Here is a 23,699-nt window from a genome sequence, read left to right as displayed (position 1 = left end):
TCTGGCCAAAAATATCCCCGCCGGAGGCATGCGCCGCAGGCGCATTCAGATCGCGACCCGTCTGCCGCCGATCCAAACATCGGCAATGGCGCGGTCGTCACCCATCATGATGGTCGGGAAGATCGCTTCCCACAAATCATCCGCATGGGCTTCGCGCTGGGAAATGGCAGGTGTCGAGGCGAGGTCCAAAACAACAAGATCGGCTTCCATGCCGTGCGCAATGTTACCAATGCAATCGTCCATCCGCAGGGTCCGGGCTGATCCAACGGTGCCCAACCACAGCAGTTGCGCCGGATGCAGCGGACGACCGCGTAGCTGACCGATCTCATAGGCCGCTGCCATGGTCCGCAGCATCGAAAAACTGGACCCGCCGCCGGTATCGGTGGCCAGCCCTACGCGGTGGCCGTCCAGAACCAACCCGTTCATGTCGAACAGGCCCGAACCGATAAAGGTGTTGGACGTTGGGCAATGGATCAACGCAGCATCAACTTCGCGCAGCCTATCGCGTTCGCGGGGTTCCAGATGGATCACATGACCATAGAGACCGTGCGCGCCCAACAAACCGAACTGCTCATACGTATCCAGATAATCCCTAGCATCCGGGAACAATGACCGGACCCATTCGATCTCATCCGTCTGCTCACTCAGATGGGTCTGCATCAAGCAGTCGGGGTTTTCGGCCCACAGCGCGCCCATTGCTTCTAGCTGCTCGGGTGTTGATGTCGGCGAAAACCGGGGCGTGATCGCGTATGAAATTCGGTCCACCCCATGCCATTTCTGCAACAGGACTTTCGACTGGTCATAAGCGGTTTGCGCGGTATCTCGCAGCCCGTCGGGTGCGTTGCGGTCCATACAGGTTTTGCCAGCAACAACCCGTTGACCACGGGCTTGGGCGGCGGTGAAAAAGGCCTCTACGCTTTCGGGGTGGATCGTGCAGAAACTGCACATGGTAGTGGTGCCATGGGCGGCGGTCAGGTTTAGATATCTGTTTGCGATTTCAACAGCATAATCCGGGTCGCCAAACTTCATCTCTTCCGGGAAAGTATAGGTATTCAGCCAATCGATCAGGCGTTTGCCCCAACTGGCGATCATGGCGGTCTGTGGATAATGCACATGCGGGTCAATAAACCCGGCCATGATCAAATGGTCGCCATAATCTGTCACTTGTGCGTCCGGATGGGCCGCCGACAGATCGGCAGAGGTTCCCACGGCTGCAAAACGCCCATCCTCGATCAGGACCGCTTCGCTTATTTGGGTCGCGTCGACAGGCTCCCCCTCGAAAGGTGATCCGCTGAAACTCAGAACGCGTCCTTTCAAAAGCGTCTTCTGCGCCATTTGTCTTGTTCTCCGCCCATTTTGAACCGCTGTTCAGCATAGGGGGCCGAAAGATGTGGGTAAATCGGACCATTGTCATTGTTTTCCGGTAGCTGCTTCTTCTATTTAGGGGCCAATCGCCACGAAAAGGGGGCAGCGCATGACGACAGGCAGTGACGAGGTCAGACCAGACCAGCCCCGGGACGAGGACGCCTATGCGCTGGATCGCAAGACGGTAACAGCGATCCTGTATGCGGTGGACGTGGATGACCGCGACAAGCTGGTTGAACTGATGGAGCCGCTTCACCCGGCCGACATCGCCGACCTTCTTGAGCAGATCAATTCTTACGACCGCGCAAGGCTGATCCGCCTGTATGACAAGGAATTCGACGGCGACATCCTGTCGGAACTGGACGAAGCCGTCCGGGAAGAAGTCATCAACGTACTGAACCCGGATGTTCTGGCCGAAGCCGTGCGCGACATGGAAAGCGACGATGTCGTCGACCTGCTGGAGGATCTGGAAGAGCCGCAGCAGGAAACCATTCTGGACGCGCTAGAGGATTCCGAACGTATCGCTGCTGAACAAGCGCTGGCCTATCCCGAGAATTCGGCTGGTCGCCTGATGCAGCGTGAGGTCGTCATGGCACCCGAGCATTGGACGGTTGGACAGGCCATCGACTTTATGCGCGCCAATGACGATCTGCCCGAGCAGTTCTATCACATAATCCTTGTTGACCCGCGGATGAAACCGATCGCTCAGGTCACATTGGGTAGACTGATGGCCACTCGGCGCGAGGTTCCGCTGCACGACATCATCGAAGAAGAGTTTCACATCATCCCCGTCGATCAGGATGAAGAGGATGTGGCCTATGCGTTCAACCAGTACCATCTGATCTCGGCGCCCGTTGTGGATACCGACGGGCGATTGGTGGGCGTCATCACCATCGACGATGCCATGGTTGTTCTGGACGAAGAATATGAAGAGGACATGCTGCGTCTGGCTGGTGTGAGCGACGAAAGCTCGATCTCTGACAGCGTGGCGGCGACAAGCAAGCGGCGGCTGCCGTGGCTGGCGGTGAATTTGTGTACAGCGATCTGTGCCTCGTTGGTGATTTCGCAATTCGAGGGGGCGATTGACCAGCTTGTTGCACTGGCCATTCTGATGCCAATCGTGGCGTCCATGGGTGGCAACGCCGGAACGCAGTCACTTACAGTTGCGGTACGGGCGCTGGCAACGCGCGATCTGACCGGGTCCAACGTGTTGCGGGTTATCCGGCGAGAGCTTTTGGTTGGGCTTTTGAACGGGCTGTGTTTTGCCATCGTGTTGGGTACGGTCGGGATGATGTGGTTCGATTCTGCGATGCTGGGCGTCGTGATCGGATGTGCATTGGTCGTGAACATGATCATCGCAGGCTTCGTGGGTACGGTAGTGCCTGTGGTACTGGACCGTCTGGGCGCTGACCCTGCGCTTGCGTCCGGTACCTTTGTGACAACCACCACTGATGTCATGGGGTTCTTCCTGTTCCTTGGTCTTGCCAGCGTGGTGCTTTTGTGAACGACATAACCGATTTGGCCGAAATCAAAGCCGCCGCGCGCAAGGCGGCTTTCGCGCGCCGAAAGGCTGCCTTTGATGCCCGCCCGCCCGGAGCTGCCGGTCGTCTGTCTGAAGTTCTGGCGGGATACCGGGGCGTACCTTTGTCCGGGTACATGCCGATCCGTACCGAGATCGACCCGCTGCCCGCAATGGCCGAAGCTTCGGCCTATGGACCGGTGGGTGTGCCGGTCATTCAGGCCGCCGAGCAGCCGCTACGCTTTTCTCGCTGGACGCCCGAGGGCGTGCTGAAAGACGGTCCGTTCGGGGCCAAAGTGCCCGAGGTTGACGACTATTTCGAACCCGAGATTCTGATCGTTCCTTTGGTCGCTTTTGATGCGCTGGGCGGTAGGCTGGGTTATGGCGGCGGGTTCTATGACCGCACGCTGGAACGGTTGCGCGCCATTCGTCCGACTATGGCCATCGGGTTCGCCTTTGATGCGCAGGAGGCTGATGGACTGCCATTGGAGGCGACGGATCAGCCGCTGGATATGGTGATCACCGAAAGCCGTGTGTTGACGTTCTGACGGTCAGCCCGTGTGATTTTCACGGAAGTAGTCCCAGGCATCGACCTCGCGCCCATCCGCCAGAATGCAAACACCCGTCTGACCGTCCGCGCCATCCCGAATTTCATATTTTGCACCGCTGTCGATGCAATAGGTCGCCGCAGGGTTGGCCAATTGTGCAGACGAGTCCGTAGATGATGGCTGATCACAGGCGGCAAGTGTTGTCAGACCAGCGGCTGTCAGAAGAAAACGGTGCATCAAATCCTCCGTGAGAAATCGTTTCAACAGGTTATGTCCGCAGCTTAACCGCTTGTGCTTGGGCAAGACCACACTTAGGACGGTTTGAATGAGAATTCTATTTCTGGGTGACGTCATGGGCCGCGCCGGTCGCGCGGCAGTTCAACAACATCTGCCGCGTCTGCGTGACGAATGGCGGTTGGATTTTGTTGTGGTCAATGGCGAGAATGCCTCGAACGGAATGGGGCTGACCGGCGATCACGCCAAGCTGCTGCTGGATGCCGGCGCGGACTGTCTGACGCTGGGTGATCACGCGTTCGACCAGAAGGACATGCTGCAATTTATCGAAAAAGAGCCGCGTGTCATCCGCCCGGTGAATTTCGCCAAAGGCGCACCGGGGAAGGGGCATCGCTTGTTCACAGCACCGGGTGGGCGCAAGGTGCTGGTGGTCCAGGTGCTGGGGCAGGTCTTCATGAAGCGACCCTTCGATGACCCGTTTTCGGCCATCGAACCGATTCTGAAATCGCACCCGCGCGGCGGGCAGGCGGATGCCATCATCGTCGACATGCATTGCGAAGCAACGTCCGAGAAAATGGCGATGGGCCACTATTGCGATAAACGCGCCAGCCTCGTGGTTGGAACACATACCCATGTACCTACGGCGGACGCTCAGATTTTGCCCGGCGGAACAGCTTATCTGACTGATGCAGGGATGTGCGGCGATTACGATTCGGTCATTGGCATGGACAAGATCGAACCGATGCGGCGCTTTATCACCGGCATGCCCAAAGCCCGTTTTTCACCGGCCAACGGCGAAGCAACACTGAGCGGCGTTTTCGTCGAAACGGATGATCAGAATGGGCAGGCCCGTTCCGTTCACATGGTGCGCGTGGGCGGGCGATTGCAACAGGCGGGTCCTCAGGACACATGACAGGCTTGCTCAACCGGGATCAATGCGGGAAACTGCATGTCAGGCGCTTAGGCCGGGTTAGGGTTCGGACAGAATACCACGCATGCAATTCCTTCCACTGACAGAAACGGGCAGCGCAATTCTGGCGCTGGCAGTTGTTGCGGGCATGTTCATCATGTTCCTGCGCGAGGTGTACCCGACCGAAGTGGTCGCCATCGGTGGTGTGGCCCTGATGTTGGTCACGGGTATTCTGCCCTATCAAAGCGCGCTGGCGGTGTTGTCTAACCCGGCGCCTTGGACGATTGCGGCAATGTTCATCATCATGGGCGCGCTTGTGCGAACCGGCGCGCTGGATGCTTTTACCTCGACCGCGCAGAAACAGGCCCAAGTCAATCCGCGCATCGCCATCGGATTGCTGATGGGCTTTGTCATTGTGGCCTCGGCGGTGGTGTCCAACACGCCCGTGGTCGTGGTTATGATCCCGGTATTTGTCCAGATCGCCCGCACGCTGGGCGTTCCAGCATCGAAACTGCTTATTCCACTAAGCTATGCAGCCATTCTGGGTGGCACGCTGACGCTGATCGGAACCTCGACCAACCTGCTGGTTGACGGTGTGGCACGGGCGCAGGGGATGCAGGCCTTTTCGATTTTCGAAGTCACGCCGCTGGGCATTGCACTGGTGATCTACGGGATGATCTACCTGCGGTTCATTGCGCCCCGGCTGCTGCCGGATCGCGACAGCATGGCGTCCATGCTCAGTGATCGCTCGAAGATGAAATTCTTTACCGAGGCCGTGATCCCTCCGGACAGCAATCTTGTTGGGCGCGAGGTGACGGGCGTTCAGCTGTTCAAACGCCCCGGCGTTCGTCTGATCGACGTGATCCGGGGTGATGAGTCGCTACGGCGTAACCTGAAGGGCGTGGCCCTGCGCGTCGGTGACCGCGTGGTGCTGCGCACCGAGATGACCGAATTGCTGAGCTTGCAGAGCAACAAGGAGTTGAAGCGCGTTGATCAGGTCTCGGCAGTTGAAACCAAAACGGTTGAGGTGCTGATCACCCCCGGCTGTCGTATGGTGGGGCGAACCTTGGGTGCGATGCGCCTGCGTCGCCGGTACGGTGTCTACACGCTGGCTGTTCATCGTCGGAACCAGAATATCGGCCGTCAGCTTGACGATCTTGTGGTCCGTGTCGGCGATACGTTGCTATTGGAAGGCGCGCCAGCGGATATTCAAAGGCTGGCCGCAGATATGGATATGGTGGATGTCAGCCAACCTTCGGCCCGGGCCTTCCGGCGCTCTCATGCGCCGATTGCGATTGGAGCTCTGACCGGGATCGTGGTTCTGGCCGCATTGGGCGTGGCACCGATTCTGCTGTTGTCGATTCTTGCTGTGGCCGTGGTGCTGTTGACACGATGCATCGATGCGGATGAGGCGTTTTCCTTTGTCGAAGGCCGCCTGTTGGCCCTGATCTTTGCCATGTTGGCCATCGGCGCTGCCCTTGATGCCTCGGGCGCAGTGTCACTGATTGTCGAAGCCGTGGCACCGGGCCTGGGTATGTTGCCGCCGTTTATGATCGTGTGGGCGGTTTACCTGCTGACCTCGGTGCTGACCGAGCTGGTGTCAAACAACGCCGTTGCCGTCGTGGTGACGCCGATTGCCATCGGTTTGGCGCAGGCGGTCGGCATAGATCCGCGCCCGCTGGTGGTTGCGGTGATGGTGGCGGCGTCCGCCTCATTCGCGACGCCAATCGGGTATCAGACCAACATGATGGTTTACGGCCCCGGCGGGTACAGGTTTACCGACTTTCTCAGGGTTGGTGTGCCGCTGAACCTGACGGTTGGCCTGCTGGCGTCGTTGCTGATCCCGCTGATCTGGCCACTGTAGGGCAGGCGCGGAATCGCCGATAAAAATGTGCGGACCTTGTAAACGCTGATACTGTCCCAATCTTTTCTTCAAAGCATCTGGAGTGAAAGGACAGGAACATGCCTTTTCCAAAGATCGGCAAGGCCATCGTGGCCTGCGCAGTTGTATTGGCCCTTCTGGGCAGCCATAGCACGGCCCAAAGCTCAAGCGACCCGGCTGACGGGCAGGGCGCTGCTGTGCTTGAAAACACAAAATGGTCCGCGATTGGGATCGATGCAGATACGCTGAACACAGACAAGCGACCCGAGATCGGCTTTGAAACCGAAGGTGCGTTTGGCGGCAGCGGCGGATGCAATCGCTTTATGGGTCAGGCGGAGATTTCCGGTAACATGATCGACTTCCCGGACAATATTGCCGCGACACTGATGGCCTGCCCACCCGAACTGGAACAGGTCGAGCGGCAGTTCTTCGACGCGCTGCAAACCGTAGCGACATATGCGGTTGCCGGGGACAGTCTGGTCATGCTCGATACGGCGGGTGAGCCGGTGTTGAAATTCGTGCGCGTGGAGTAGCCGTGTCAGGCAACTGCCCGCGAGCGTCCAGCGTTGCGCCCTGAAAAGATGCATCCCCCCAGGAACGTACCTTCCAGCGCGTTGTAGCCGTGATATCCACCGCCGCCAAAGCCTGCGACCTCTCCGGCGGCGAACAGCCCGGAGACGACCTGTCCGTCTTCACCGATCATCTGGCTGTCCAGATTGGTTTGTAACCCACCCAGCGTTTTGCGGGTCAGTATGTGCAGTTTGACGGCGATCAACGGACCATTGGCTGGATCAAGGAACTTGTGCGGCTTGGCGGTACGGATCAGTTTATCCCCACGATAGTTACGGGCCGCCAGGATCGCCATCATCTGCGCGTCTTTCGAAAACAGATTGTCGACCTGAGAATCCCGCGCTTCGATCTGGGCGCGCAGCTGGGCCTCGTCAATCAGGCCGCCGCCCAATTGGTTCATGCCGCCGACCAGTTCTGTCAGTGTATTTGCGACCACAAAATCTTCACCCTTTTCCTTGAATGCCTCAACGGGTCCGGTCGCCTTGGAGCCTGAGAGAATGCGCTGGCGGATCACCTCTTTCCAACTGCCAGAGGTGAAATCAGGGTTCTGCTCTGATCCTGACAGGGCGAACTCTTTCTTGATCACCTTCTGGGTCAGGACAAACCAGCTGTATTCGTAGCCGGTTTTCAGGATTTCGCGCAGCGTGCCTAGCGTATCGAACCCCGGCAAGAAGGGCGGAGCCAGCCTGTTGCCCCGTGCATCAAACCACATTGAGCTTGGGCCGGGCAGAATACGTATACCGTGGGACGGCCAGATCGGGTTCCAGTTGCGCACGCCTTCGGTGTAATGCCACATCCGGTCGCCGTTGATGACGTGCCCGCCCGCTTTTTCAGCAATGGGAATCATCCGCCCGTCGACATGGAAAGGCACGCCAGCCACCATGTCTTTTGGAGGCTCACCCAGCCGAGCACGCGGCCAGTTCTTACGAACCATTTCGAAATTTCCACCAATCCCGCCCGAGGTAACAATGACGGATGGGGCGTAAACTTCGAATTCACCCACTTCATCCCGATTGGTCTTGGCACCTTGTACGGCCGTATCATCGGCCAGAACCTCACCAGATACGCCCTTTGCGCTACCGTTTTGCATAATGATATGGCTGACTTGATGGCGGAACTTCAACTTGATCAACCCGGCGCTGACATGTTCACGAACCCGGCGGATGAAATGTTCCAGAACGCCGGGTCCGGTGCCCCACGTGATGTGAAAGCGCGGGACAGAGTTGCCGTGCCCATTGGCGTAAGATCCGCCGCGTTCGGCCCAGCCGACAACTGGAAACCAACGCAGGCCCATCTGATGTAGCCACGGGCGCATCTCGCCAGCGGCAAACTCGACATAGGCCTCGGCCCATCTGCGGGGCCAGGCGTCTTCAACCCTGTCGAATTGTGCGCTGCACATCCAGTCCCGCAGCGCAAGATCGTGGCTGTCGCGGATTCCCATCCGGCGCTGCTCGGGGGTGTCGACCATGAACAGCCCGCCGAGGCTCCAATGCGCTTGCCCGCCCAGAAAATGCTCGGGCTCCTGATCCAGAACGATGACCTTTTTGCCACGATCCCCAAGTTCCGCCGCCGCAGCCAACCCGGCGAGCCCTGCGCCAACGACAATCGCGTCTGCAGTGTTCGAGGTCATGGGACGCCCTTTCAGCGGCTGCGGAACCAAAGAATGAAAGGCGCAACGACGATGTACATGGTGATGCCGTACACGGCCGCAGGGACTGCCAGTGGGCTGAAACCCGTCGTGGTGCCAGTGATCAGAGCCGCCAGTGTAATACCAAGCGTCGAGTTTTGAATGCCGGTCTCAATCGAAATCGCCCTGGCTTCTTCCGGGGACAGGCCGGCAGCCCGCGCAAGGCCCAATCCGATCAGCAATAGGGCGATGATCATCGTGACCAGCGCCGCCCCCATGGAAGCAAAGTTATCGACGAAGAACTGCCAGTTCCCTGCCAACGCGGCGATGACGATCAGAACGAAAAGCACAACGGCCGCTTTGGACAGCGGCCCGTCCAGCCGCTCGGCGAATCCCCGGGCGAAGTGCCGAAGGCTGACACCGATCGCGACGGGAAGTGTGGTAATAAGAAACAGAGCAATGGCCAATCCGGCGATCGAAACATCCGGGGCTTCGCTGCCCATAAAGTAGTTGATGGACCACGCCGCAAGGAATGGAACAGTCACAATCGAAAGAAGGCTGATGACCGCAGTCAGGCTGACCGACAAGGCCACGTCACCTTTGGCGAGCTTGGACAGGATATTGGTGGTCACCCCGCCAGGGCAAAAACTGAGCAGCATCACGCCAACCGCGATTTCTGGCGCAAGGGAAAACAAATTGACGATCAGGAAAGCCGCTATTGGCAGCAACACGACCTGACTCAGCGCGCCGATTGCAAAGGCGTGGCGGCGGGTGAAAACGCGGCGAAAGTCGGCAACTTCAAGCCCAAGTCCCAAGGACAACATGATGATGGCCAGTGACAGGGGCAGGCCCACATTGATGAGTAGATCCACGAACAGTTCCTCCCGAATTCGTTTCAGATCAACCTATGCGCGGGTCCAAGGCACACGCAACAGCGCCGTTGCGATGCAACGCGAATTTCTGCCGGCGTTTTTGGATCAGGCGTACCGCTCAACGAAGCGGCGCAGGATTTCTCCGGGCTGGGTCACGTTGGCCGAGTGGCAGGTGTCGATCAGCTTTTGCGCGTCTTCGGGCGGGAAATATCCGTGGCTTTTGTAAATATTGATGCGCTGTTCAAAGTCCTTCGCGTCCGCCTCGGGGTGGAATTGCGTTGCGTAAACATTTTGACCCCAGCGGATCATCTGAAACGGGCAGGGGTCAGAAGTGATCAGATGAACACACCCTTCCGGCAATGCCTGAACCGCTTCTTTGTGGCCGACAAACGCGTCAAATGTCTGATCCAAACCTGCGATCAGCGGGTCCTGAGCCCCTTCCTGCGTCACCCGGCAGGTGGACGGCCCTACCGGTTCCCCATACTGCGCCTTGCTGACGTCCCCGCCCAGATGGGCGGTCAGGATGCCCAAACCATAGCAGCAGCCCATAAACGGATGATCCAGCGCTGTGATCTGAGGCATCAACCCCATGATCGTGGCCTCGATACGGGCGTCCATCGGCGATTTGGTCGCTGCATCGTCACTGACGCAGCCGGGCCCGCCGCCAACAATCACACCGGCATAATCCGCCACGTCCAATCCCTCGGGCAGGTCCTCTCGGTCCAGGCGGACACGGTGCGTCTGGTCGGACGACAGGCCGCTGCGGTTCAGGATCGAGGCGTATTCGGCGTCCGACGCATCCGTTTCCGGGCGCAGTTGCAGGATCAAAAAGCGTTTCATGCGACGCCTTTACCCGTCAAAGTGGCCAGAAGACAAGGATTGCGGGGATCGAGACGGCGATGATCAGGATCTCCAGCGGCAAGCCCATGCGCCAGTAATCTCCGAACCGATAACCTCCGGGGCCCAAAACCAGCGTGTTGTTTTTGTGCCCAATCGGCGTAAGAAACGCGGCGGAGGCTGCAACGGCGACCGTCATCAGGAACGGGTCGGGCGATACGTCCAAAGTGCGGGCCATTTGGATGCCGACCGGGGCCGCGACAATGGCGGTGGCCGTGTTGTTCAGCACGTCCGACAGGGTCATGGTTACGACCATCAGAACCGTCAGGATCGCCCATGCAGGCAGACCATCGGTTAATTGGATCAGAGCATTCGCGATCAACTCGGTGCCGCCGGACGTCTCCAGGGCGCTGCCCAAGGGGATCATCGAGCCCAACAACACGACAACCGGCCACTCGATGTGATTATAAATGTCACTTATCGGCATGATCTTGGTCAGAACGTAAGCAACCACCACAAAGCCTAACGCAATGGGCAGGTAGATCAGGCCAATGCTGGCCGCCAATACGGCAGCGGCGAACAGGCCGATGGCGAGCCATGCTTTGTCATTGGCCGTTACGTTTAGGCCCCGCTGTGCCAGCGGCAAACAACCGAGCCATTCGGTGACATCCGCCCCCCGGTCACGCGGGCAGAGCAGCAGCAGGATGTCACCCGCTTCCACCTCGGTCTTGCGAACCTGCTCGGTAATCCTGCGCCCCTGGCGCGAGATACCCATCAGAACGGTGCTCTGACGCCATGCCAGGCCCAACCCCTGAGCGGTGCGGCCGGTAATCCGCGCGCTTTCGGTGGCAACGACTTCGATGACTTCGAGGCCCTCGCCTTCCGCGGTCAAAACCTCTTGTCGGCGGGTATCAGAAAAATCGAGCTTCAAAGCCGCGCGGAATTCATCCAGCGCTTCGGGGCGGGCTTCCAGCACCAGCGCGTCGCCCTCTTTCAGTGTCGTATGGGTGGATCGTCCATAGCGGCGCTTGCCATCCCGGATCAGTCCGATGATGGCCACGTCGGATTTCTCGGCATCCTCGTACAGTTCGCTGACCCTCTTGCCGATGTGAGGTGACTCGGGCGGCAGAGTCAGCTCTGCGATGTATTCCGCCAGCGCCTCGGACGTTTCTTCCTGCGGGCCTCGGTTCGGGATCAAGCGCCACCCGATCAGGGATACGAAGGCCAATCCGGCTATTGCGGCCAGGCCGCCGACCGGGGCGAAATCGAACATCCGAAACGGCTCACCTAATGTCTCGGCCCGGATCGACGCAATGATAATGTTGGGTGGTGTCCCGATCAGGGTCGCCATCCCGCCTAAAATCGTTGCAAAGCTCAGCGGCATCAGGGTTAGCCCTACGGCGCGCCCCGCCTTGCGCGCAGTCTGAATGTCGACGGGCATCAGCAAAGCCAAAGCAGCCACGTTGTTCATGAAGGCCGACAGAACCGCTCCGATCCCGCCCATCAGGGCGATATGTGCGCCCAGCCCGCGCGAGGCATCGACCAAAGTGCGCGTGATCAGGAACACAGCACCCGACCGTACCAATCCGGCGGATACAACCAGCACCAGCGCTACAATTATGGTCGCCGGATGCCCAAAGCCCGCAAAGGCGTTGTCCACCGGCACAACGCCCAGCACCACGCCCACCATCAAGGTGGTGAAGGCCACAAGGTCATAGCGAAACCGGCCCCACAGAAGCATTCCAAAAACAGTGATGAAAAGCGCGAAAAGAATGATTTGATCTGTCGTCATACCAACAAGTAAGCACATAATTTGCAGCTTGGGCAGAGGTAGTTCAAAAACGATGCCAGATACTGTAATGCATTGCCAATTAAGCCAGAAAATACCGGAAAGAAATTATGCCCGAACGGTATCCGAACATGCTCTTTCACTACACTTCGCTGGAAACACTTGCTCTAATATTGGCAACCAAAAAACTGAAATTCACGCTTCTTAGTGAGTTGAACGACCCTCTTGAGGGAAAAACATCAGACTTCCAGCATGCTGAGCGTATGATCTACTCCTCTTCTTGGACGGCAAACGCTTCGGACACACTACCTATGTGGAAGATGTACTCCGATCTTCGAGGCGTTAGAATCTGCCTTCCGTCAGAGATGTTTGATACTCAAGCCCCAATAGAGTCAGGAAATTGGCCTCCTGCAACTATCAATTACGCCGAACTCAAAAATCCTCCGAGGCCAAAAATGAATTGCCTTTGGAACGGAGAGCAACTCGTCGGCGAATTGAAGCAAATCATGGGGCCGGACAAAGTAGAATATGTTGATGCCGAGCGGGTAGGAGACATTCCTAAGGTACTCACTAAAGCAAACAGCTCAGAAGGCGAGAAGTATTTTGCAACGCTAAGCCACGTCGGTCTCAATAAAGCTGTTGATTGGGAATTCGAGGCTGAATGGCGCTTTCGGCTGCCGTTCAGCATTGCGTTTAGCACTATTCAAGGTTTGTCGGCGAAGGATGCATTCAGTCTGATGACATTTTAAGATACAGCTGTTTTTGCCAATCTTAGAGCTGATGTTTTTGATAACATGAGTGTAACTTTGGGCCCAAAGGCGGACCGTGGGTCGGAATTGCTGTTGCAGGCTCTGTTTGAAAAGTATGCCCCCAATGCCAAATGGGAGCGGAGCAAGATTCAGGTCCGTTGATGAGTTACTTGTGTTGTCATCTTGGGTGCTAGGCTCTCTTGATCCTGCCCCCCGCAAACGTCTATATGAGCGCCGAATACGCAAACATGATGACGAGGACGCACCATGGCAGGCCATTCCAAATGGGCCAATATCCAGCACCGCAAGGGACGTCAGGACGCCGCGCGGTCCAAGCTGTTTTCCAAACTGTCGAAAGAGATCACGGTCGCCGCCAAGATGGGCGACCCCGATCCTGACAAGAACCCGCGCCTGCGTCTGGCGGTGAAAGAGGCCAAGTCGAACTCGGTCCCCAAGGACGTGATCGATCGCGCGATCAAGAAATCGGTTGCGGGTGAAGGCGACGATTATGAAGAAATCCGGTACGAGGGCTACGGCCCCAATGGTGTCGCCGTGATCGTCGAGACGATGACCGACAACCGCAACCGCACCGCTTCGACCGTGCGCTCCACCTTCTCGAAGAATGGTGGGAACCTGGGCGAAACCGGTTCGGTTGGCTTCATGTTCGACCGTAAAGGTGAGGTGATCTATCAGGCGGATGCAGGCGATGCGGACACCATTTTCGAAGCGGCTATCGAAGCCGGGGCCGAGGATATCGAAAGTTCGGAAGATGGCCATATCATCTGGTGCGCTGACACCGATTTGAACGATGTGTCGAACGCGCTGGAAGAGGCGCTGGGTGAATCCGAATCCACCAAGCTCGTGTGGAAGCCCACCACCACCACCGAGCTGGGTCTGGAAGATATGCAAAAGCTGATGAAGCTGGTGGATGCGCTGGAAGATGACGATGACGTGCAGCGCGTGACCACAAATTTCGAAGCCACCGACGAGGTCATGGCGCAGCTTTAATCGCGTAGCAAGCGCATTTTTTAAATAAACCCGGTCTCTGCGGCCGGGTTTATTGCTTTTGATACGCCCCTTGGCCGAAGCTATTTGAGTTTATACACTTTGATTTAGGGCGCGCTTGAATGGCACCCGATGGGCAGCGTCGCATCGTAAGGTGCGGGAAATTTGGAACAGCAAATAATGGCACTCTCATCTTCTGGATCGGCAAGACGCAATGTATCGGTGTTGGCCGGTCAAAGTGTGTTGTCGCAGGTTGCCTGGACGTTGGGCAGCCCATCAGTTGTTCTGGCTTTTCTTGCAGTCTCGCTGGATTTGCCGATGTTTCTGGCCGGTGCGCTGGTGTCGGTCCGCATGGTGGGCAGCATGATCTCGGACCTGTTCTTTGCCCGCCCCATTGCCGCGCAGCTACAAAAGAAACGCGGTATCGCGGTGACGGAAATGGGGATCGGTGTGTGCCTGTTGGTCGCCCTATTGATTGCGGCTACCGGCAACATCCCGATGACGGCAGTTGCCTTTGTGCTTGCGTTCTTTCTGATCGGCCTGATCGAGGAAAGCCAATCACTGATGCTGTCAGATGTGTTCGGAGACCAGCTGAAGGCCAAGTCCCGCATGGTGATTAACTACCTTCAACTCGGGCTTGGAGGGCTGGGCGCGATTGGGCTTGCTTTGCTTATTCACGAGATCACCAAAGAGCATCCTCCGTTTTCCAGGCATTTTGCGGTTGTTGTGGCCTCAGTCACTTTCTTCCTGTTCTCTGCCGTTTGCATTCTGGCGATGGCAGAGGTTGTTCCGGACGAAAAGGCGAAAACCGGGGCAGCGCGTCCGCAGCGCCAGTCCCTGCGCGAGATTGTTGATGGCATACGCCGCATGTTCGATCAGGCCTGGTTTCGCCGCTACATGGTCATGCGGCTGCCCTTGGTGGTGGTGACGTTGTCGGTTCCCTTCTTCGCCCTCATCGCTGCTGAGGCACATCATCAAACGGCCCGAGGGCTGACTGCAATGATCGTGTCGTCGGCCTCGGGCTATCTGGTCTCCGCGCCATTGTGGCAAGTCGTAAACATGAAATCACACCGTGCAGTCATGGTTACCGGCACATTAATGGTTGCGATTACCGGGATTGTCCTGTTGACCTTTCATTACCTGCATTTAGACCATGACATTCATCTTCATGCGGTCGCTCTGTTTGTCGTTTCGGTCGCCGTGACAGGCGTCGGAACAGCAAGAAAGCTGTATTTCCTGGACGTCGCCCCCAAAGACCAGCGCATTCAGGGCGCGGCGGCGGTTAAGGCGATTTGCCGACTGGTCGGAGTTATTGTCTCGACCATTCTGGCGGCAATTGCGCATATGCACGAGGTCGCCTCGGCGATTTTGTTTATCGTTCTTGTCTGCCTTTGGTCTGCCTATTCCTGTTATCGGATCGTGACGCCGGCCAAGAAAGCACCTGCGCAGGTTTGATTTCGCGAGTCAGGATCGCGGTTTCAGAGCCCGGGCGGCCGCGCGGCGCACAGCGCTGGTCAGCGGGGCCAGTGCAGGGGATAGGATACGTCCAACCTGCCAGCTGAGTGCTATATCCAATGGAGCATTTGGTGTGATGACGCATAACCGCCCGTCGTCCAATGCGGGCCGTGCCAGGCTTTCGGGGTTCATACCCCAGCCCAACCCCGCCACGGCGGCATCCACGAACCCGTGCGAGGAGGGCAGGAAATGGGACGGAGGGGTCACTCGGCTGCCGGTCTGCTGCAATATCCATGCCTTTTGCAGATTGTCTTTTTGATTGAATGTCAGGCAGGGCGCGTTTTGCAGGGATTTTACCGTGACGCCATCGCGGAACCACCTGCGAACGAAATCCGGACTGGCGGTTGGCAGATAGCGCAGGCCTCCCAGTTCAAAGGCGTCGCAACCTGTCACCGGCTGGCCACCCACGGTAACTGCCGCGCTCACCTCGCCGCGCTTCAGCCAATCTGCCGAGTGGTCTTGATCGTCAATCACCAGATCAAACAGCATATCATCAACTTGGGACAGCGCCTCGATAAACCAGGTCGCCAGACTGTCTGCCGGTACAGCGATCTTTACGCGGGTCGGCACGGTGTCACGGCCCAAGGACAGCTCTCGGCTCAGCTGTGCCTCAAGCAGTCCGATATCGGCGGCATGCTGCGCGATCCTTAGGCCCGCGGGGGTCGCAGAGCAGGGTGTCCCGCGTTGGATCAAAGTAACCCCGACCCGATCTTCCAACGCCTTGATCCTTTGGGAAATGGCGGATGGTGTAACGGACAGTTCGGCCGCGGCGGCCTCAAAACTGCCGTGTCGCAGAATGGCCGCCAAAGCGGACAGGTGATTGGGGTCCAGCAGCATTAGCAGAACTTAATCCAGGTTAACTTCTTTAATTTGATAGGACGGTCCAGTCGCTGTAGTCAATGCAACACGCAGCGGAGGCAGCATGACCCCATCCATTTTCGCCGGATTCGCCCTTGGCTTCAGCCTGATCCTTGCCATCGGCGCGCAAAACGCCTTCGTGCTGCGCCAAGGCTTGCGGCGCGAGCATGTCTTTGTTCTGTGTCTGACCTGTGCGCTGTCCGACGCTATCCTGATCGCTGCAGGCATTTCCGGGTTTGGCACCTTGGCAGAGGCAGTGCCATGGTTCGAGACGGTTATGCGCTATGGCGGGGCGCTGTTTCTGATATGGTATGGGCTGCGTAGCTTTTGGGCGGCCTGGCAGGGCGGAGCAGCGATGGAGATCGGGTCCGGCCCGACAACCGCGCGTCGCACTGCACTTTTGACGGTGCTGGCTTTCACCTGGCTTAACCCGCATGTGTATCTGGATACCGTTGTGCTCATCGGATCGATTTCGGCGCAATATGACGACCGGTTGGGGTTCGCAATTGGCGCGGTCGCGTCCAGCTTTGTCTTCTTCTTTTCGCTGGGTTATGGCGCGCGTATTCTGACGCCAATTTTCACTCGTCCGCGCGCCTGGCAGGTGCTGGATGTGGTGATCGGTCTGGTCATGCTGGCCATCGCGTTCAAACTTGTTGCGATGTGAAGGGTTGTAGCATTCGGTATTTCGGTGTTCAAAGCTGCCATGACCACCTTGTCCGCCACATCTCGCCCTGTTGCCGGTATGCTCTGGATGCTGGCCGCCGGGTTTTCCTTTGTGGTGATGAACGCTTTGGTCAAGTCGCTGGGACCATCGGTGGATCCGATCCAGTCCGCGTTCCTGCGCTATTTGTTGGGGCTGGTCTTTCTTCTACCCGTCTTGCCCGCAATCTTGAAAACGCGGCTGACTGCGCGCCATTTGAAGCTGTTCGGTTTGCGGGGCGTCGTGCACGCCATTGCGGTCATGCTCTGGTTTTACGCCATGACCAATATCCCGTTGGCCGAGGTCACGGCGATGAACTACCTGACGCCGATTTACGTGACTGTCGGCGCCGCCCTGTTTCTGGGTGAAACCCTTGCGTTGCGCAGAATCGCTGCGATCGTGGTCGCCCTGATCGGTGTCACCATCGTTTTGCGCCCGGGGTTTCGCGAGGTTTCACCCGGACATCTCGCCATGCTGGGAGCCTCGCTTTCGCTGGGGGCGTCCTATTTGCTTGCCAAGCTGCTGGTTCGGGATATTCCGCCGTCGGTGGTTGTGGCCCACCTGTCGATCTGGGTTACCATAGCCCTAATCCCCTTTGCCATCGCCGTCTGGGCGCCGCCCAGTATGCAGGACTTGTTTATACTGTTTCTGGTTGCCAGCTTTGCCACTGCGGGCCATTATTTCATGACATTGGCCTTGCAGGCCGCACCGGTTGCGGTGACGCAGCCCGTGACGTTCCTGCAATTGATCTGGGCGACCTTGTTGGGGGCATTGGTGTTTCATGAGGGCGTCGATTTCTGGGTCGTCGCCGGCGGTACACTCATCCTGGCGGCGGTCAGCTTCATTTCGTGGCGCGAGGCCGTTTTGAACCGAAGCGCGATTACGCCACCCGATATCGGCACAAAATTCTAGGTGTTTGCCAAGCGGGAAAGGGTTATTGATTGACGAGTCAATAAAAACCCCTTAGCTTTTTGGTATAGCCTTAGCCAAAGGTGCCTCGATGCCAAAACTTGGAATGGAGCCGATCCGCCGCGACGCGATCATCAAAGCGACGATTGCGGAACTGGGTGCCCAGAAGTCTCTGGATGTGACGGTCAGCCAGATCGCTAAGCGGGCTGGGATGTCCAGCGCGCTGGCCCACCATTATTTTGGTGGCAAAGATCAGATCTTTCTGGCAGCCATGCGCCGCATTCTGTCGGATTTCAGTATCGAAGTGCGAACCGAGCTTGGAAAAGCCAAGCCCGACGACCGCGCGCAAGCCATTGTCCGGGCCAGCTTTGCGCCTTCATGCTTTACGCCTGACGTCATTGCAGCGTGGATGACATTCTATGTTCTTGCGCAAACCAATGCTGATGCCCTGCGCCTGTGGCAGGTTTATCAGGCGCGCATCCGGTCAAATCTCATCAGCGCTCTGCGTCCTTTGACGAGCACACCGGTTGAGACAGCCGAAACCATGATCGCGTTGATCGATGGGCTGTATATCCGCGCTGCCCTCAGCGCACCGGAAGAACCGCAATTGGCCGTTTCTCATGCACTGCGCGTCCTCACCACTCTACTTGAGACTGAAAAATGAAAAACCCGAACATTCTGATCCTGATGGTGGATCAGCTCAACGGAACCCTCTTTCCCGATGGTCCCGCAGATTGGCTTCATGCCCCCAACCTCAAGAAGCTGGCAGAACGCTCAACCCGTTTTGCGAACGCCTATACAGCATCGCCCCTGTGTGCACCCGGGCGGGCCAGCTTCATGTCGGGGCAGTTGCCCTCTCGCACGGGTGTTTATGACAACGCTGCCGAGTTTCGCAGCGATATCCCGACATACGCGCATCACCTGCGCCGCGCGGGGTACTACACTTGCCTGTCGGGCAAGATGCATTTCGTTGGTCCTGACCAGTTGCACGGGTTCGAAGATCGCCTGACCACAGACATCTATCCGGCTGATTTCGGATGGACCCCGGACTATCGCAAACCCGGAGAGCGGATCGACTGGTGGTACCACAATATGGGCTCGGTCACCGGTGCAGGCGTCGCCGAAATCTCGAACCAGATGGAGTATGATGACGAGGTCGCCTACAACGCCAAGGCCAAGCTTTATGATCTGGCGCGTGGCAAGGATGACCGCCCGTGGTGCGTGACCGTCAGTTTCACCCATCCGCATGACCCATACGTGGCACGGCGGAAATACTGGGACCTCTACGAGGATTGTGAACATCTTCTGCCCGAGGTCACCGACCTTGGTTATGACAATCAGGATCCGCATTCCAAACGTATCTTTGATGCGAATGACTGGCGCAGCTTCGACATCACCGAAGAGGATATCCGCAAATCCCGCCGTGCCTACTTCGCCAATATCTCATATCTCGATGACAAGATCGGTGAGATACTCGAAGTGCTGGAGACCACTCGGCAAGAGGCGATCATTCTCTTCGTGTCGGATCACGGAGATATGCTGGGCGAGCGTGGGCTGTGGTTCAAGATGACTTTCTTCGAAGGCTCCGCTCGTGTGCCGCTGATGATCTCGTCCCCCGATTTGCCGACCGGGCGGATCGATACACCGGTATCGACGATTGACGTGACCCCGACACTGGGCGCTCTGGCAGGTGTCGACATGGCCGAAATCGCACCGTGGACGGATGGCGAAGACCTGGTGCTGTTGGCCAAAGGGGGCGAACGTACCGCTCCGGTTGCCATGGAATACGCGGCCGAGGCGTCTTATGCGCCTCTGGTGTCGCTGCGCTATGGCAAGTGGAAATTCAACCGCTGCGCGCTGGACCCGGATCAGTTGTTCGACCTTGAGGCCGATCCGAAGGAATTGCACAACCTTGCCGACGATCCGGCCCATGCGGGAACCCTGCAAACCCTGCGCGCCAAATCCGAGGCCCGTTGGGACCTGGATCGCTTTGATGCGGATGTGCGCGCCAGCCAGGCGCGGCGCTGGGTGGTCTACGAAGCATTGCGGCAGGGTGGTTATTACCCGTGGGATTACCAGCCCCTGCAAAAGGCGTCCGAGCGCTATATGCGGAACCACATGGATCTGAATATCGTTGAAGAAAACGCACGCTTCCCGCGCGGCGAATAACCTCTTCATCTTTTTGAAAATACTCCCGCCGGAGGCATTGAGATTTTTCGACGAAAAATCTTGCCCCGGAGGGGTATAGGAGACCTGACTATGGAAGCAGATTTTGTCATCGTAGGCGCCGGATCCGCCGGATGTGCGATGGCCTATCGCCTGAGCGAGGCCGGGGCTTCGGTTCTGGTTATCGAACATGGCGGGACCGATGCCGGCCCCTTCATCCAGATGCCCGCAGCGCTGAGCTATCCGATGAACATGTCGCGCTATGACTGGGGTTTCCAGTCCGAGCCCGAACCGCATCTGAACAACCGGCGGCTGGCCTGTCCACGTGGCAAAGTGATCGGCGGATCTTCGTCCATCAACGGCATGGTCTATGTGCGCGGCCATGCCCGCGATTTCGATACCTGGGCGGAGATGGGGGCGGACGGTTGGTCCTATTCTGATGTGCTTCCGTATTTCAAACGCATGGAAACATGGCATGACGGCGGCCATGGCGGGGATCACACGTGGCGCGGAACGGATGGTCCGCTGCATGTCTCCCGCGGGCCCCGGGCGAATCCCCTGTTTCAGGCTTTCGTGGATGCCGGACGGCAGGCTGGTTACGAGGTCACGGGTGACTACAACGGAGAAAAGCAAGAGGGCTTTGGCCCGATGGAGCAGACGGTTTGGAAAGGACGGCGCTGGTCGGCCGCGAATGCCTATCTGAGGCCTGCGCTGAAGCGTGAAAACTGTGATCTGGTCAAAGGCCTGGCTTCGCGCGTGGTCATCGAAGATGGCCGGGCCGTAGGTGTCGAATTGCTGCGTGGTGGAAAGAAAGAGGTCATCCGCGCCCGACGCGAGGTGGTACTTGCGGCGTCGTCTATCAACTCACCCAAGCTGTTGATGTTGTCCGGCATTGGCCCGGCGGCGCATCTGGCAGAACACGGCATCGATGTTTTGGCAGATCGCCCCGGTGTCGGTGCAAACCTTCAGGATCATTTGGAGCTTTATATTCAGCAGGCTTCATTGCAGCCGATCACGCTTTACAAGCATTGGAACCTGATCAGCAAAGGCTTGATCGGGGCGCAGTGGCTGTTTACGAAAACCGGATTGGGCTCATCGAACCAGTTCGAAAGCGCGGCATTCATCCGGTCGAAGCCGGGTGTGGAATATCCCGATATTCAGTACCATTTCCTGCCGATCGCTGTGCGTTATGACGGCAAAGCCGCCGCCGAGGGGCATGGGTTCCAGGCCCATGTGGGGCCGATGCGATCCCCGTCGCGCGGGGCGGTCACTCTGCGATCAGACCGGCCCCAGGACGCGCCGGTTATTCGGTTCAACTACATGAGCCATGAGGAAGATTGGGAGGACTTCCGCACATGCATCCGTCTGACGCGCGAGATTTTCGGGCAGGATGCGTTCAAACCCTATGCGGGTAAGGAAATCCAGCCCGGCGTGTCGGTTCAAACGGATGAAGAACTCAACGGCTTTATCGCTGAGCACGCCGAAAGCGCGTACCACCCTTGTGGAACCTGCCGCATGGGACGGGCAGATGACAAACACGCGGTCGTCGATCCCGAAGGTCGAGTGATTGGGGCAGAAGGTTTGCGGGTCGTCGACAGCTCGATCTTCCCGCAGATTACCAATGGCAACCTGAACGCGCCGTCGATCATGGTGGGTGAGAAGATGTCAGACCACCTGCTGGGGCGCGATCCTTTGGCCAAGGCCAATGACCAGCCGTGGATACATCCGGCTTGGGCAACCGCGCAACGATAGGCGAGTGGCTGCGATGCGTTGGTGCTTTGGTGCGGTGGAATTTGATCCGCGTCAAAGCGGTGCGCGGCGGGTGTCTTTAGCGTCGGGACGTAACGCCAAACAAAGGAGCGAACAGGATGTCCCACACCCCGCATGAACTGGCCGAAGAGTTTCCAGACAAGGTCGATCTGATGAGCCAGCTCAAGCAGACCGATGCGCATTTCGCCCGGTTGTCGGAGGAATACCACGAAATCAACCGCGAGGTTCACCGGGCCGAGACCAATGTCTCTCCGATGGAGGAGTTGGCAGAGGTTGAGCTACGAAAGAAGCGCGCAGCGTTGAAGGACGAAATCTGGGCGATTCTTTCCAAGAGTTAAGGGTGCAGGCGGGGGCTCTGCCCCCGTCGCGGCAGGCCGCGACTCCCCCGAGGTATTTTCAAACAGAAGAAGATCAGGTGACCTCGTAAGGTAGGGTGCCGCGCTTATGAGCGTCGATTGAAAGGCGGCGTTCCAACGGCGGGACCGATCGTTGGTGGCATGTTTGCCGTTCGCAGATGCGGCAGGAGATGCCGATAGGCTCAAATGCGCTGGCGTTGTTGATGTCCAGATTGTCAGCATAGACCAAGGCTTGCGCATGACGTACCTCGCACCCAAGCGCTATGGCATAGCGGCGGACCGGGGCGCCGAATGAACCGCCGGACTTCGAAACGTCCGTTGCCAATGAGATATAGCGGACACCGTCCGGGGTTTCGGCCAATTGACGCAAGAAATGTCCTGGTGTTTCGAAGGCGCGGTGTACGTTCCACAGAGGGCAGGCGCCGCCAAAGCGCGCGAATTGTAACCGGGTTGCCGAGTGACGTTTGGTGATCGTTCCAGCCTGATCGACGCGGACAAAGAAGAAGGGAATGCCCTTGGCCCCGGGTCTTTGCAGTGTGGACAGGCGGTGCGCGACTTGTTCAATGGATGCGCCAAATCTGTTGCTGAGCAGTTCCAGATCATGCCGGTATTCCTGCGCCATGTTGAGGAAAGGGCCATAAGGCATCAGAGACGCCCCGGCAAAGTAGTTGGCAAGGCCGATTTTTGCGATAGAGCGGGCCTCATCGCTTTGAAAACGCGCGAAATCCAAAGTGGCTTCGAGCAGTTTGTCCTGCCGGATCAGCGCCACTTGCAGCAATAGCTGAAACACCTGAGTTTGCGGGGCCGCGCGCGAAGAGAGGTACAGGGTCTTGATGGTTTCGTCATAGCTGCGCAACGTTTCCGTGTCAGCGAAGGTGACCTGGATACCCTGTTCTGAAAGGCTGTCGAGTGCGGCCTGGCGGATACCGCCGGGTGCCGCAGCGTGTGATGCGAAGCGTTCCGCCGCACGGTCGACGGCATCAATATAATTGTCGCAATAGTGAAAAAAGTCACGCACCTCTTCCCATGGGCTGGCCTGGGCGCGTGCGTCTTCCCGCCCTAAAGCCTCGTCCAGTGAAGCGAGCCTTTCATGGGTTTGGCGATAGCTGCGGTGTAGCTCGATAAATGCGCGCGCCAGGGCAGGTGCGTTCGAGGCGGTTAACCTGAGGTCGGCGAGCGGCGGGACCATGTCCGCGAAAACCGGGTCTGCCAGTGCTTCGCGCATGTCCGACACCAAACGCTCGCTGTCGCCCGTGCTGAGTTCGGTTACATCCATTCCGAACTCTTGCGCCAATGCCAGAACAACCGTGGTCGAGATCGGACGGTTGTTGTTCTCCATCTGGTTCAGGTACGGCAGCGAAACACCCAGTTTGGCGGCGAATTCCTTTTGCGTCAGGGTCAAGCGCGTGCGCATCTCACGCAGTTTTGCGCCCGCATAGAGCTTCTGGGTGGCCATGGCTTGCCTTTGCAACTTTTCTATTAGCGCATGCTAACTTTGCAAACCCTGGGGTGCAAGCG

At 58.0% G+C, this 23,699-nt stretch carries 22 protein-coding genes; 14 read left to right on the top strand and 8 right to left on the bottom strand.

Annotated features, from left to right (window positions below; translation table 11 throughout):
• Nucleotides 1-45: 45 nt before the first annotated feature.
• The gene (gene guaD / locus ACP0GE_RS06490) at nucleotides 46-1,335 is read right to left on the bottom strand and encodes a guanine deaminase (protein WP_424831173.1); all 1,290 of its coding nucleotides are present in this window, start codon (nucleotides 1,333-1,335) and stop codon (nucleotides 46-48) included.
• A 139-nt stretch (nucleotides 1,336-1,474) separates the two neighbouring features.
• Here guaD and mgtE point away from each other — a divergent pair, with 139 nt between their 5' ends.
• Complete coding sequence (mgtE, locus tag ACP0GE_RS06485) at nucleotides 1,475-2,869, top strand: magnesium transporter (RefSeq protein WP_424831172.1); 1,395 nt, start codon at nucleotides 1,475-1,477, stop codon at nucleotides 2,867-2,869.
• A 5-nt stretch (nucleotides 2,870-2,874) separates the two neighbouring features.
• Nucleotides 2,875-3,432, top strand: a complete 558-nt coding sequence (locus tag ACP0GE_RS06480) for a 5-formyltetrahydrofolate cyclo-ligase (protein ID WP_424833820.1) — start codon at nucleotides 2,875-2,877, stop codon at nucleotides 3,430-3,432.
• Nucleotides 3,433-3,435: 3 nt separating this feature from the next.
• Here the strand turns inward: ACP0GE_RS06480 and ACP0GE_RS06475 are convergent, their stop codons facing one another.
• A complete protein-coding gene (locus ACP0GE_RS06475; RefSeq protein WP_424831171.1) occupies nucleotides 3,436-3,669 on the bottom strand; it encodes a DUF333 domain-containing protein in 234 nt (77 codons plus the stop codon).
• Nucleotides 3,670-3,757: 88 nt separating this feature from the next.
• Here ACP0GE_RS06475 and ACP0GE_RS06470 point away from each other — a divergent pair, with 88 nt between their 5' ends.
• From ACP0GE_RS06470 to ACP0GE_RS06460, 3 genes are all read left to right on the top strand, one after another.
• Complete coding sequence (locus ACP0GE_RS06470) at nucleotides 3,758-4,579, top strand: TIGR00282 family metallophosphoesterase (protein ID WP_424831170.1); 822 nt, start codon at nucleotides 3,758-3,760, stop codon at nucleotides 4,577-4,579.
• A gap of 82 nt (nucleotides 4,580-4,661) precedes the next feature.
• Complete coding sequence (locus ACP0GE_RS06465) at nucleotides 4,662-6,440, top strand: SLC13 family permease (protein WP_424831169.1); 1,779 nt, start codon at nucleotides 4,662-4,664, stop codon at nucleotides 6,438-6,440.
• Between the two features lie 98 nt (nucleotides 6,441-6,538).
• Entirely contained in the window at nucleotides 6,539-6,991 is a 453-nt protein-coding gene (locus ACP0GE_RS06460) for an META domain-containing protein (RefSeq protein ID WP_424831168.1), read from the top strand.
• 5 nt (nucleotides 6,992-6,996) lie between these two features.
• On the opposite strand, the gene ACP0GE_RS06455 is transcribed toward ACP0GE_RS06460, so the two are convergent.
• The 4 genes from ACP0GE_RS06455 to ACP0GE_RS06440 form a co-directional block, all read right to left on the bottom strand.
• Nucleotides 6,997-8,658 carry an FAD-binding dehydrogenase gene (locus tag ACP0GE_RS06455; RefSeq protein WP_424831167.1) on the bottom strand — a complete coding sequence of 554 codons (1,662 nt, stop codon included), beginning with the start codon at nucleotides 8,656-8,658 and terminating at the stop codon, nucleotides 6,997-6,999.
• Between the two features lie 11 nt (nucleotides 8,659-8,669).
• The gene (locus ACP0GE_RS06450; protein ID WP_424831166.1) at nucleotides 8,670-9,527 is read right to left on the bottom strand and encodes a bile acid:sodium symporter family protein; all 858 of its coding nucleotides are present in this window, start codon (nucleotides 9,525-9,527) and stop codon (nucleotides 8,670-8,672) included.
• Between the two features lie 105 nt (nucleotides 9,528-9,632).
• Nucleotides 9,633-10,367 carry a glutamine amidotransferase gene (locus ACP0GE_RS06445; protein WP_424831165.1) on the bottom strand — a complete coding sequence of 245 codons (735 nt, stop codon included), beginning with the start codon at nucleotides 10,365-10,367 and terminating at the stop codon, nucleotides 9,633-9,635.
• Between the two features lie 16 nt (nucleotides 10,368-10,383).
• Nucleotides 10,384-12,156, bottom strand: a complete 1,773-nt coding sequence (locus ACP0GE_RS06440) for an SLC13 family permease (protein ID WP_424831164.1) — start codon at nucleotides 12,154-12,156, stop codon at nucleotides 10,384-10,386.
• Between the two features lie 107 nt (nucleotides 12,157-12,263).
• Here ACP0GE_RS06440 and ACP0GE_RS06435 point away from each other — a divergent pair, with 107 nt between their 5' ends.
• From ACP0GE_RS06435 to ACP0GE_RS06425, 3 genes are all read left to right on the top strand, one after another.
• On the top strand, nucleotides 12,264-12,902 hold the full coding sequence (locus ACP0GE_RS06435) for a hypothetical protein (protein WP_424831163.1): 639 nt from the start codon (nucleotides 12,264-12,266) through the stop codon (nucleotides 12,900-12,902).
• A gap of 267 nt (nucleotides 12,903-13,169) precedes the next feature.
• Nucleotides 13,170-13,910, top strand: coding sequence for a YebC/PmpR family DNA-binding transcriptional regulator (locus tag ACP0GE_RS06430; RefSeq protein ID WP_424831162.1), 741 nt, complete (start codon nucleotides 13,170-13,172; stop codon nucleotides 13,908-13,910).
• Nucleotides 13,911-14,087: 177 nt separating this feature from the next.
• On the top strand, nucleotides 14,088-15,362 hold the full coding sequence (locus tag ACP0GE_RS06425) for a permease (protein WP_424831161.1): 1,275 nt from the start codon (nucleotides 14,088-14,090) through the stop codon (nucleotides 15,360-15,362).
• A 9-nt stretch (nucleotides 15,363-15,371) separates the two neighbouring features.
• Here the strand turns inward: ACP0GE_RS06425 and ACP0GE_RS06420 are convergent, their stop codons facing one another.
• The gene (locus ACP0GE_RS06420) at nucleotides 15,372-16,259 is read right to left on the bottom strand and encodes a LysR family transcriptional regulator ArgP (protein ID WP_424831160.1); all 888 of its coding nucleotides are present in this window, start codon (nucleotides 16,257-16,259) and stop codon (nucleotides 15,372-15,374) included.
• Between the two features lie 85 nt (nucleotides 16,260-16,344).
• On the opposite strand from ACP0GE_RS06420, the gene ACP0GE_RS06415 reads away from it, so the two are divergent.
• From ACP0GE_RS06415 to ACP0GE_RS06390, 6 genes are all read left to right on the top strand, one after another.
• Nucleotides 16,345-16,944, top strand: coding sequence for a LysE/ArgO family amino acid transporter (locus tag ACP0GE_RS06415; RefSeq protein WP_424831159.1), 600 nt, complete (start codon nucleotides 16,345-16,347; stop codon nucleotides 16,942-16,944).
• 39 nt (nucleotides 16,945-16,983) lie between these two features.
• Nucleotides 16,984-17,892 carry a DMT family transporter gene (locus ACP0GE_RS06410; RefSeq protein ID WP_424831158.1) on the top strand — a complete coding sequence of 303 codons (909 nt, stop codon included), beginning with the start codon at nucleotides 16,984-16,986 and terminating at the stop codon, nucleotides 17,890-17,892.
• Between the two features lie 88 nt (nucleotides 17,893-17,980).
• Nucleotides 17,981-18,553 carry a choline-binding transcriptional repressor BetI gene (gene betI, locus ACP0GE_RS06405; RefSeq protein ID WP_424831157.1) on the top strand — a complete coding sequence of 191 codons (573 nt, stop codon included), beginning with the start codon at nucleotides 17,981-17,983 and terminating at the stop codon, nucleotides 18,551-18,553.
• Complete coding sequence (gene betC, locus ACP0GE_RS06400) at nucleotides 18,550-20,058, top strand: choline-sulfatase (RefSeq protein WP_424831156.1); 1,509 nt, start codon at nucleotides 18,550-18,552, stop codon at nucleotides 20,056-20,058. Before betI ends, betC begins: the two co-directional genes overlap by 4 nt.
• A gap of 90 nt (nucleotides 20,059-20,148) precedes the next feature.
• A complete protein-coding gene (gene betA / locus ACP0GE_RS06395; protein WP_424831155.1) occupies nucleotides 20,149-21,807 on the top strand; it encodes a choline dehydrogenase in 1,659 nt (552 codons plus the stop codon).
• A 116-nt stretch (nucleotides 21,808-21,923) separates the two neighbouring features.
• Entirely contained in the window at nucleotides 21,924-22,163 is a 240-nt protein-coding gene (locus ACP0GE_RS06390; protein ID WP_424831154.1) for a YdcH family protein, read from the top strand.
• A gap of 73 nt (nucleotides 22,164-22,236) precedes the next feature.
• On the opposite strand, the gene ACP0GE_RS06385 is transcribed toward ACP0GE_RS06390, so the two are convergent.
• Nucleotides 22,237-23,637, bottom strand: coding sequence for a helix-turn-helix domain-containing protein (locus ACP0GE_RS06385; RefSeq protein WP_424831153.1), 1,401 nt, complete (start codon nucleotides 23,635-23,637; stop codon nucleotides 22,237-22,239).
• Nucleotides 23,638-23,699 lie beyond the last annotated feature (62 nt).

It is taken from the genome of Ruegeria sp. (genome assembly GCF_965243365.1).
In the GTDB taxonomy this organism is placed as follows: Bacteria; Pseudomonadota; Alphaproteobacteria; order Rhodobacterales; family Rhodobacteraceae; genus Ruegeria.
Note: the sequence above shows the minus strand (reverse complement) of the source record. Positions and strands in the feature narration are given on the sequence as shown.

What these genes read in the sequence shown, in the direction of transcription:
- ACP0GE_RS06415 (WP_424831159.1), top strand. Translation starts at nt 16,345, where the DNA reads ATGACCCCATCCATTTTCGCCGGATTCGCCCTTGGCTTCAGCCTGATC.
- guaD (WP_424831173.1), bottom strand. Translation starts at nt 1,335, where the DNA reads ATGGCGCAGAAGACGCTTTTGAAAGGACGCGTTCTGAGTTTCAGCGGA.
- ACP0GE_RS06440 (WP_424831164.1), bottom strand. Translation starts at nt 12,156, where the DNA reads ATGACGACAGATCAAATCATTCTTTTCGCGCTTTTCATCACTGTTTTT.
- ACP0GE_RS06390 (WP_424831154.1), top strand. Translation starts at nt 21,924, where the DNA reads ATGTCCCACACCCCGCATGAACTGGCCGAAGAGTTTCCAGACAAGGTC.
- betA (WP_424831155.1), top strand. Translation starts at nt 20,149, where the DNA reads ATGGAAGCAGATTTTGTCATCGTAGGCGCCGGATCCGCCGGATGTGCG.
- ACP0GE_RS06445 (WP_424831165.1), bottom strand. Translation starts at nt 10,367, where the DNA reads ATGAAACGCTTTTTGATCCTGCAACTGCGCCCGGAAACGGATGCGTCG.
- mgtE (WP_424831172.1), top strand. Translation starts at nt 1,475, where the DNA reads ATGACGACAGGCAGTGACGAGGTCAGACCAGACCAGCCCCGGGACGAG.
- ACP0GE_RS06385 (WP_424831153.1), bottom strand. Translation starts at nt 23,637, where the DNA reads ATGGCCACCCAGAAGCTCTATGCGGGCGCAAAACTGCGTGAGATGCGC.
- ACP0GE_RS06470 (WP_424831170.1), top strand. Translation starts at nt 3,758, where the DNA reads ATGAGAATTCTATTTCTGGGTGACGTCATGGGCCGCGCCGGTCGCGCG.
- ACP0GE_RS06465 (WP_424831169.1), top strand. Translation starts at nt 4,662, where the DNA reads ATGCAATTCCTTCCACTGACAGAAACGGGCAGCGCAATTCTGGCGCTG.
- ACP0GE_RS06475 (WP_424831171.1), bottom strand. Translation starts at nt 3,669, where the DNA reads ATGCACCGTTTTCTTCTGACAGCCGCTGGTCTGACAACACTTGCCGCC.
- ACP0GE_RS06435 (WP_424831163.1), top strand. Translation starts at nt 12,264, where the DNA reads ATGCCCGAACGGTATCCGAACATGCTCTTTCACTACACTTCGCTGGAA.
- ACP0GE_RS06430 (WP_424831162.1), top strand. Translation starts at nt 13,170, where the DNA reads ATGGCAGGCCATTCCAAATGGGCCAATATCCAGCACCGCAAGGGACGT.
- ACP0GE_RS06455 (WP_424831167.1), bottom strand. Translation starts at nt 8,658, where the DNA reads ATGACCTCGAACACTGCAGACGCGATTGTCGTTGGCGCAGGGCTCGCC.
- ACP0GE_RS06425 (WP_424831161.1), top strand. Translation starts at nt 14,088, where the DNA reads ATGGCACTCTCATCTTCTGGATCGGCAAGACGCAATGTATCGGTGTTG.
- betC (WP_424831156.1), top strand. Translation starts at nt 18,550, where the DNA reads ATGAAAAACCCGAACATTCTGATCCTGATGGTGGATCAGCTCAACGGA.
- betI (WP_424831157.1), top strand. Translation starts at nt 17,981, where the DNA reads ATGCCAAAACTTGGAATGGAGCCGATCCGCCGCGACGCGATCATCAAA.
- ACP0GE_RS06420 (WP_424831160.1), bottom strand. Translation starts at nt 16,259, where the DNA reads ATGCTGCTGGACCCCAATCACCTGTCCGCTTTGGCGGCCATTCTGCGA.
- ACP0GE_RS06410 (WP_424831158.1), top strand. Translation starts at nt 16,984, where the DNA reads ATGACCACCTTGTCCGCCACATCTCGCCCTGTTGCCGGTATGCTCTGG.
- ACP0GE_RS06460 (WP_424831168.1), top strand. Translation starts at nt 6,539, where the DNA reads ATGCCTTTTCCAAAGATCGGCAAGGCCATCGTGGCCTGCGCAGTTGTA.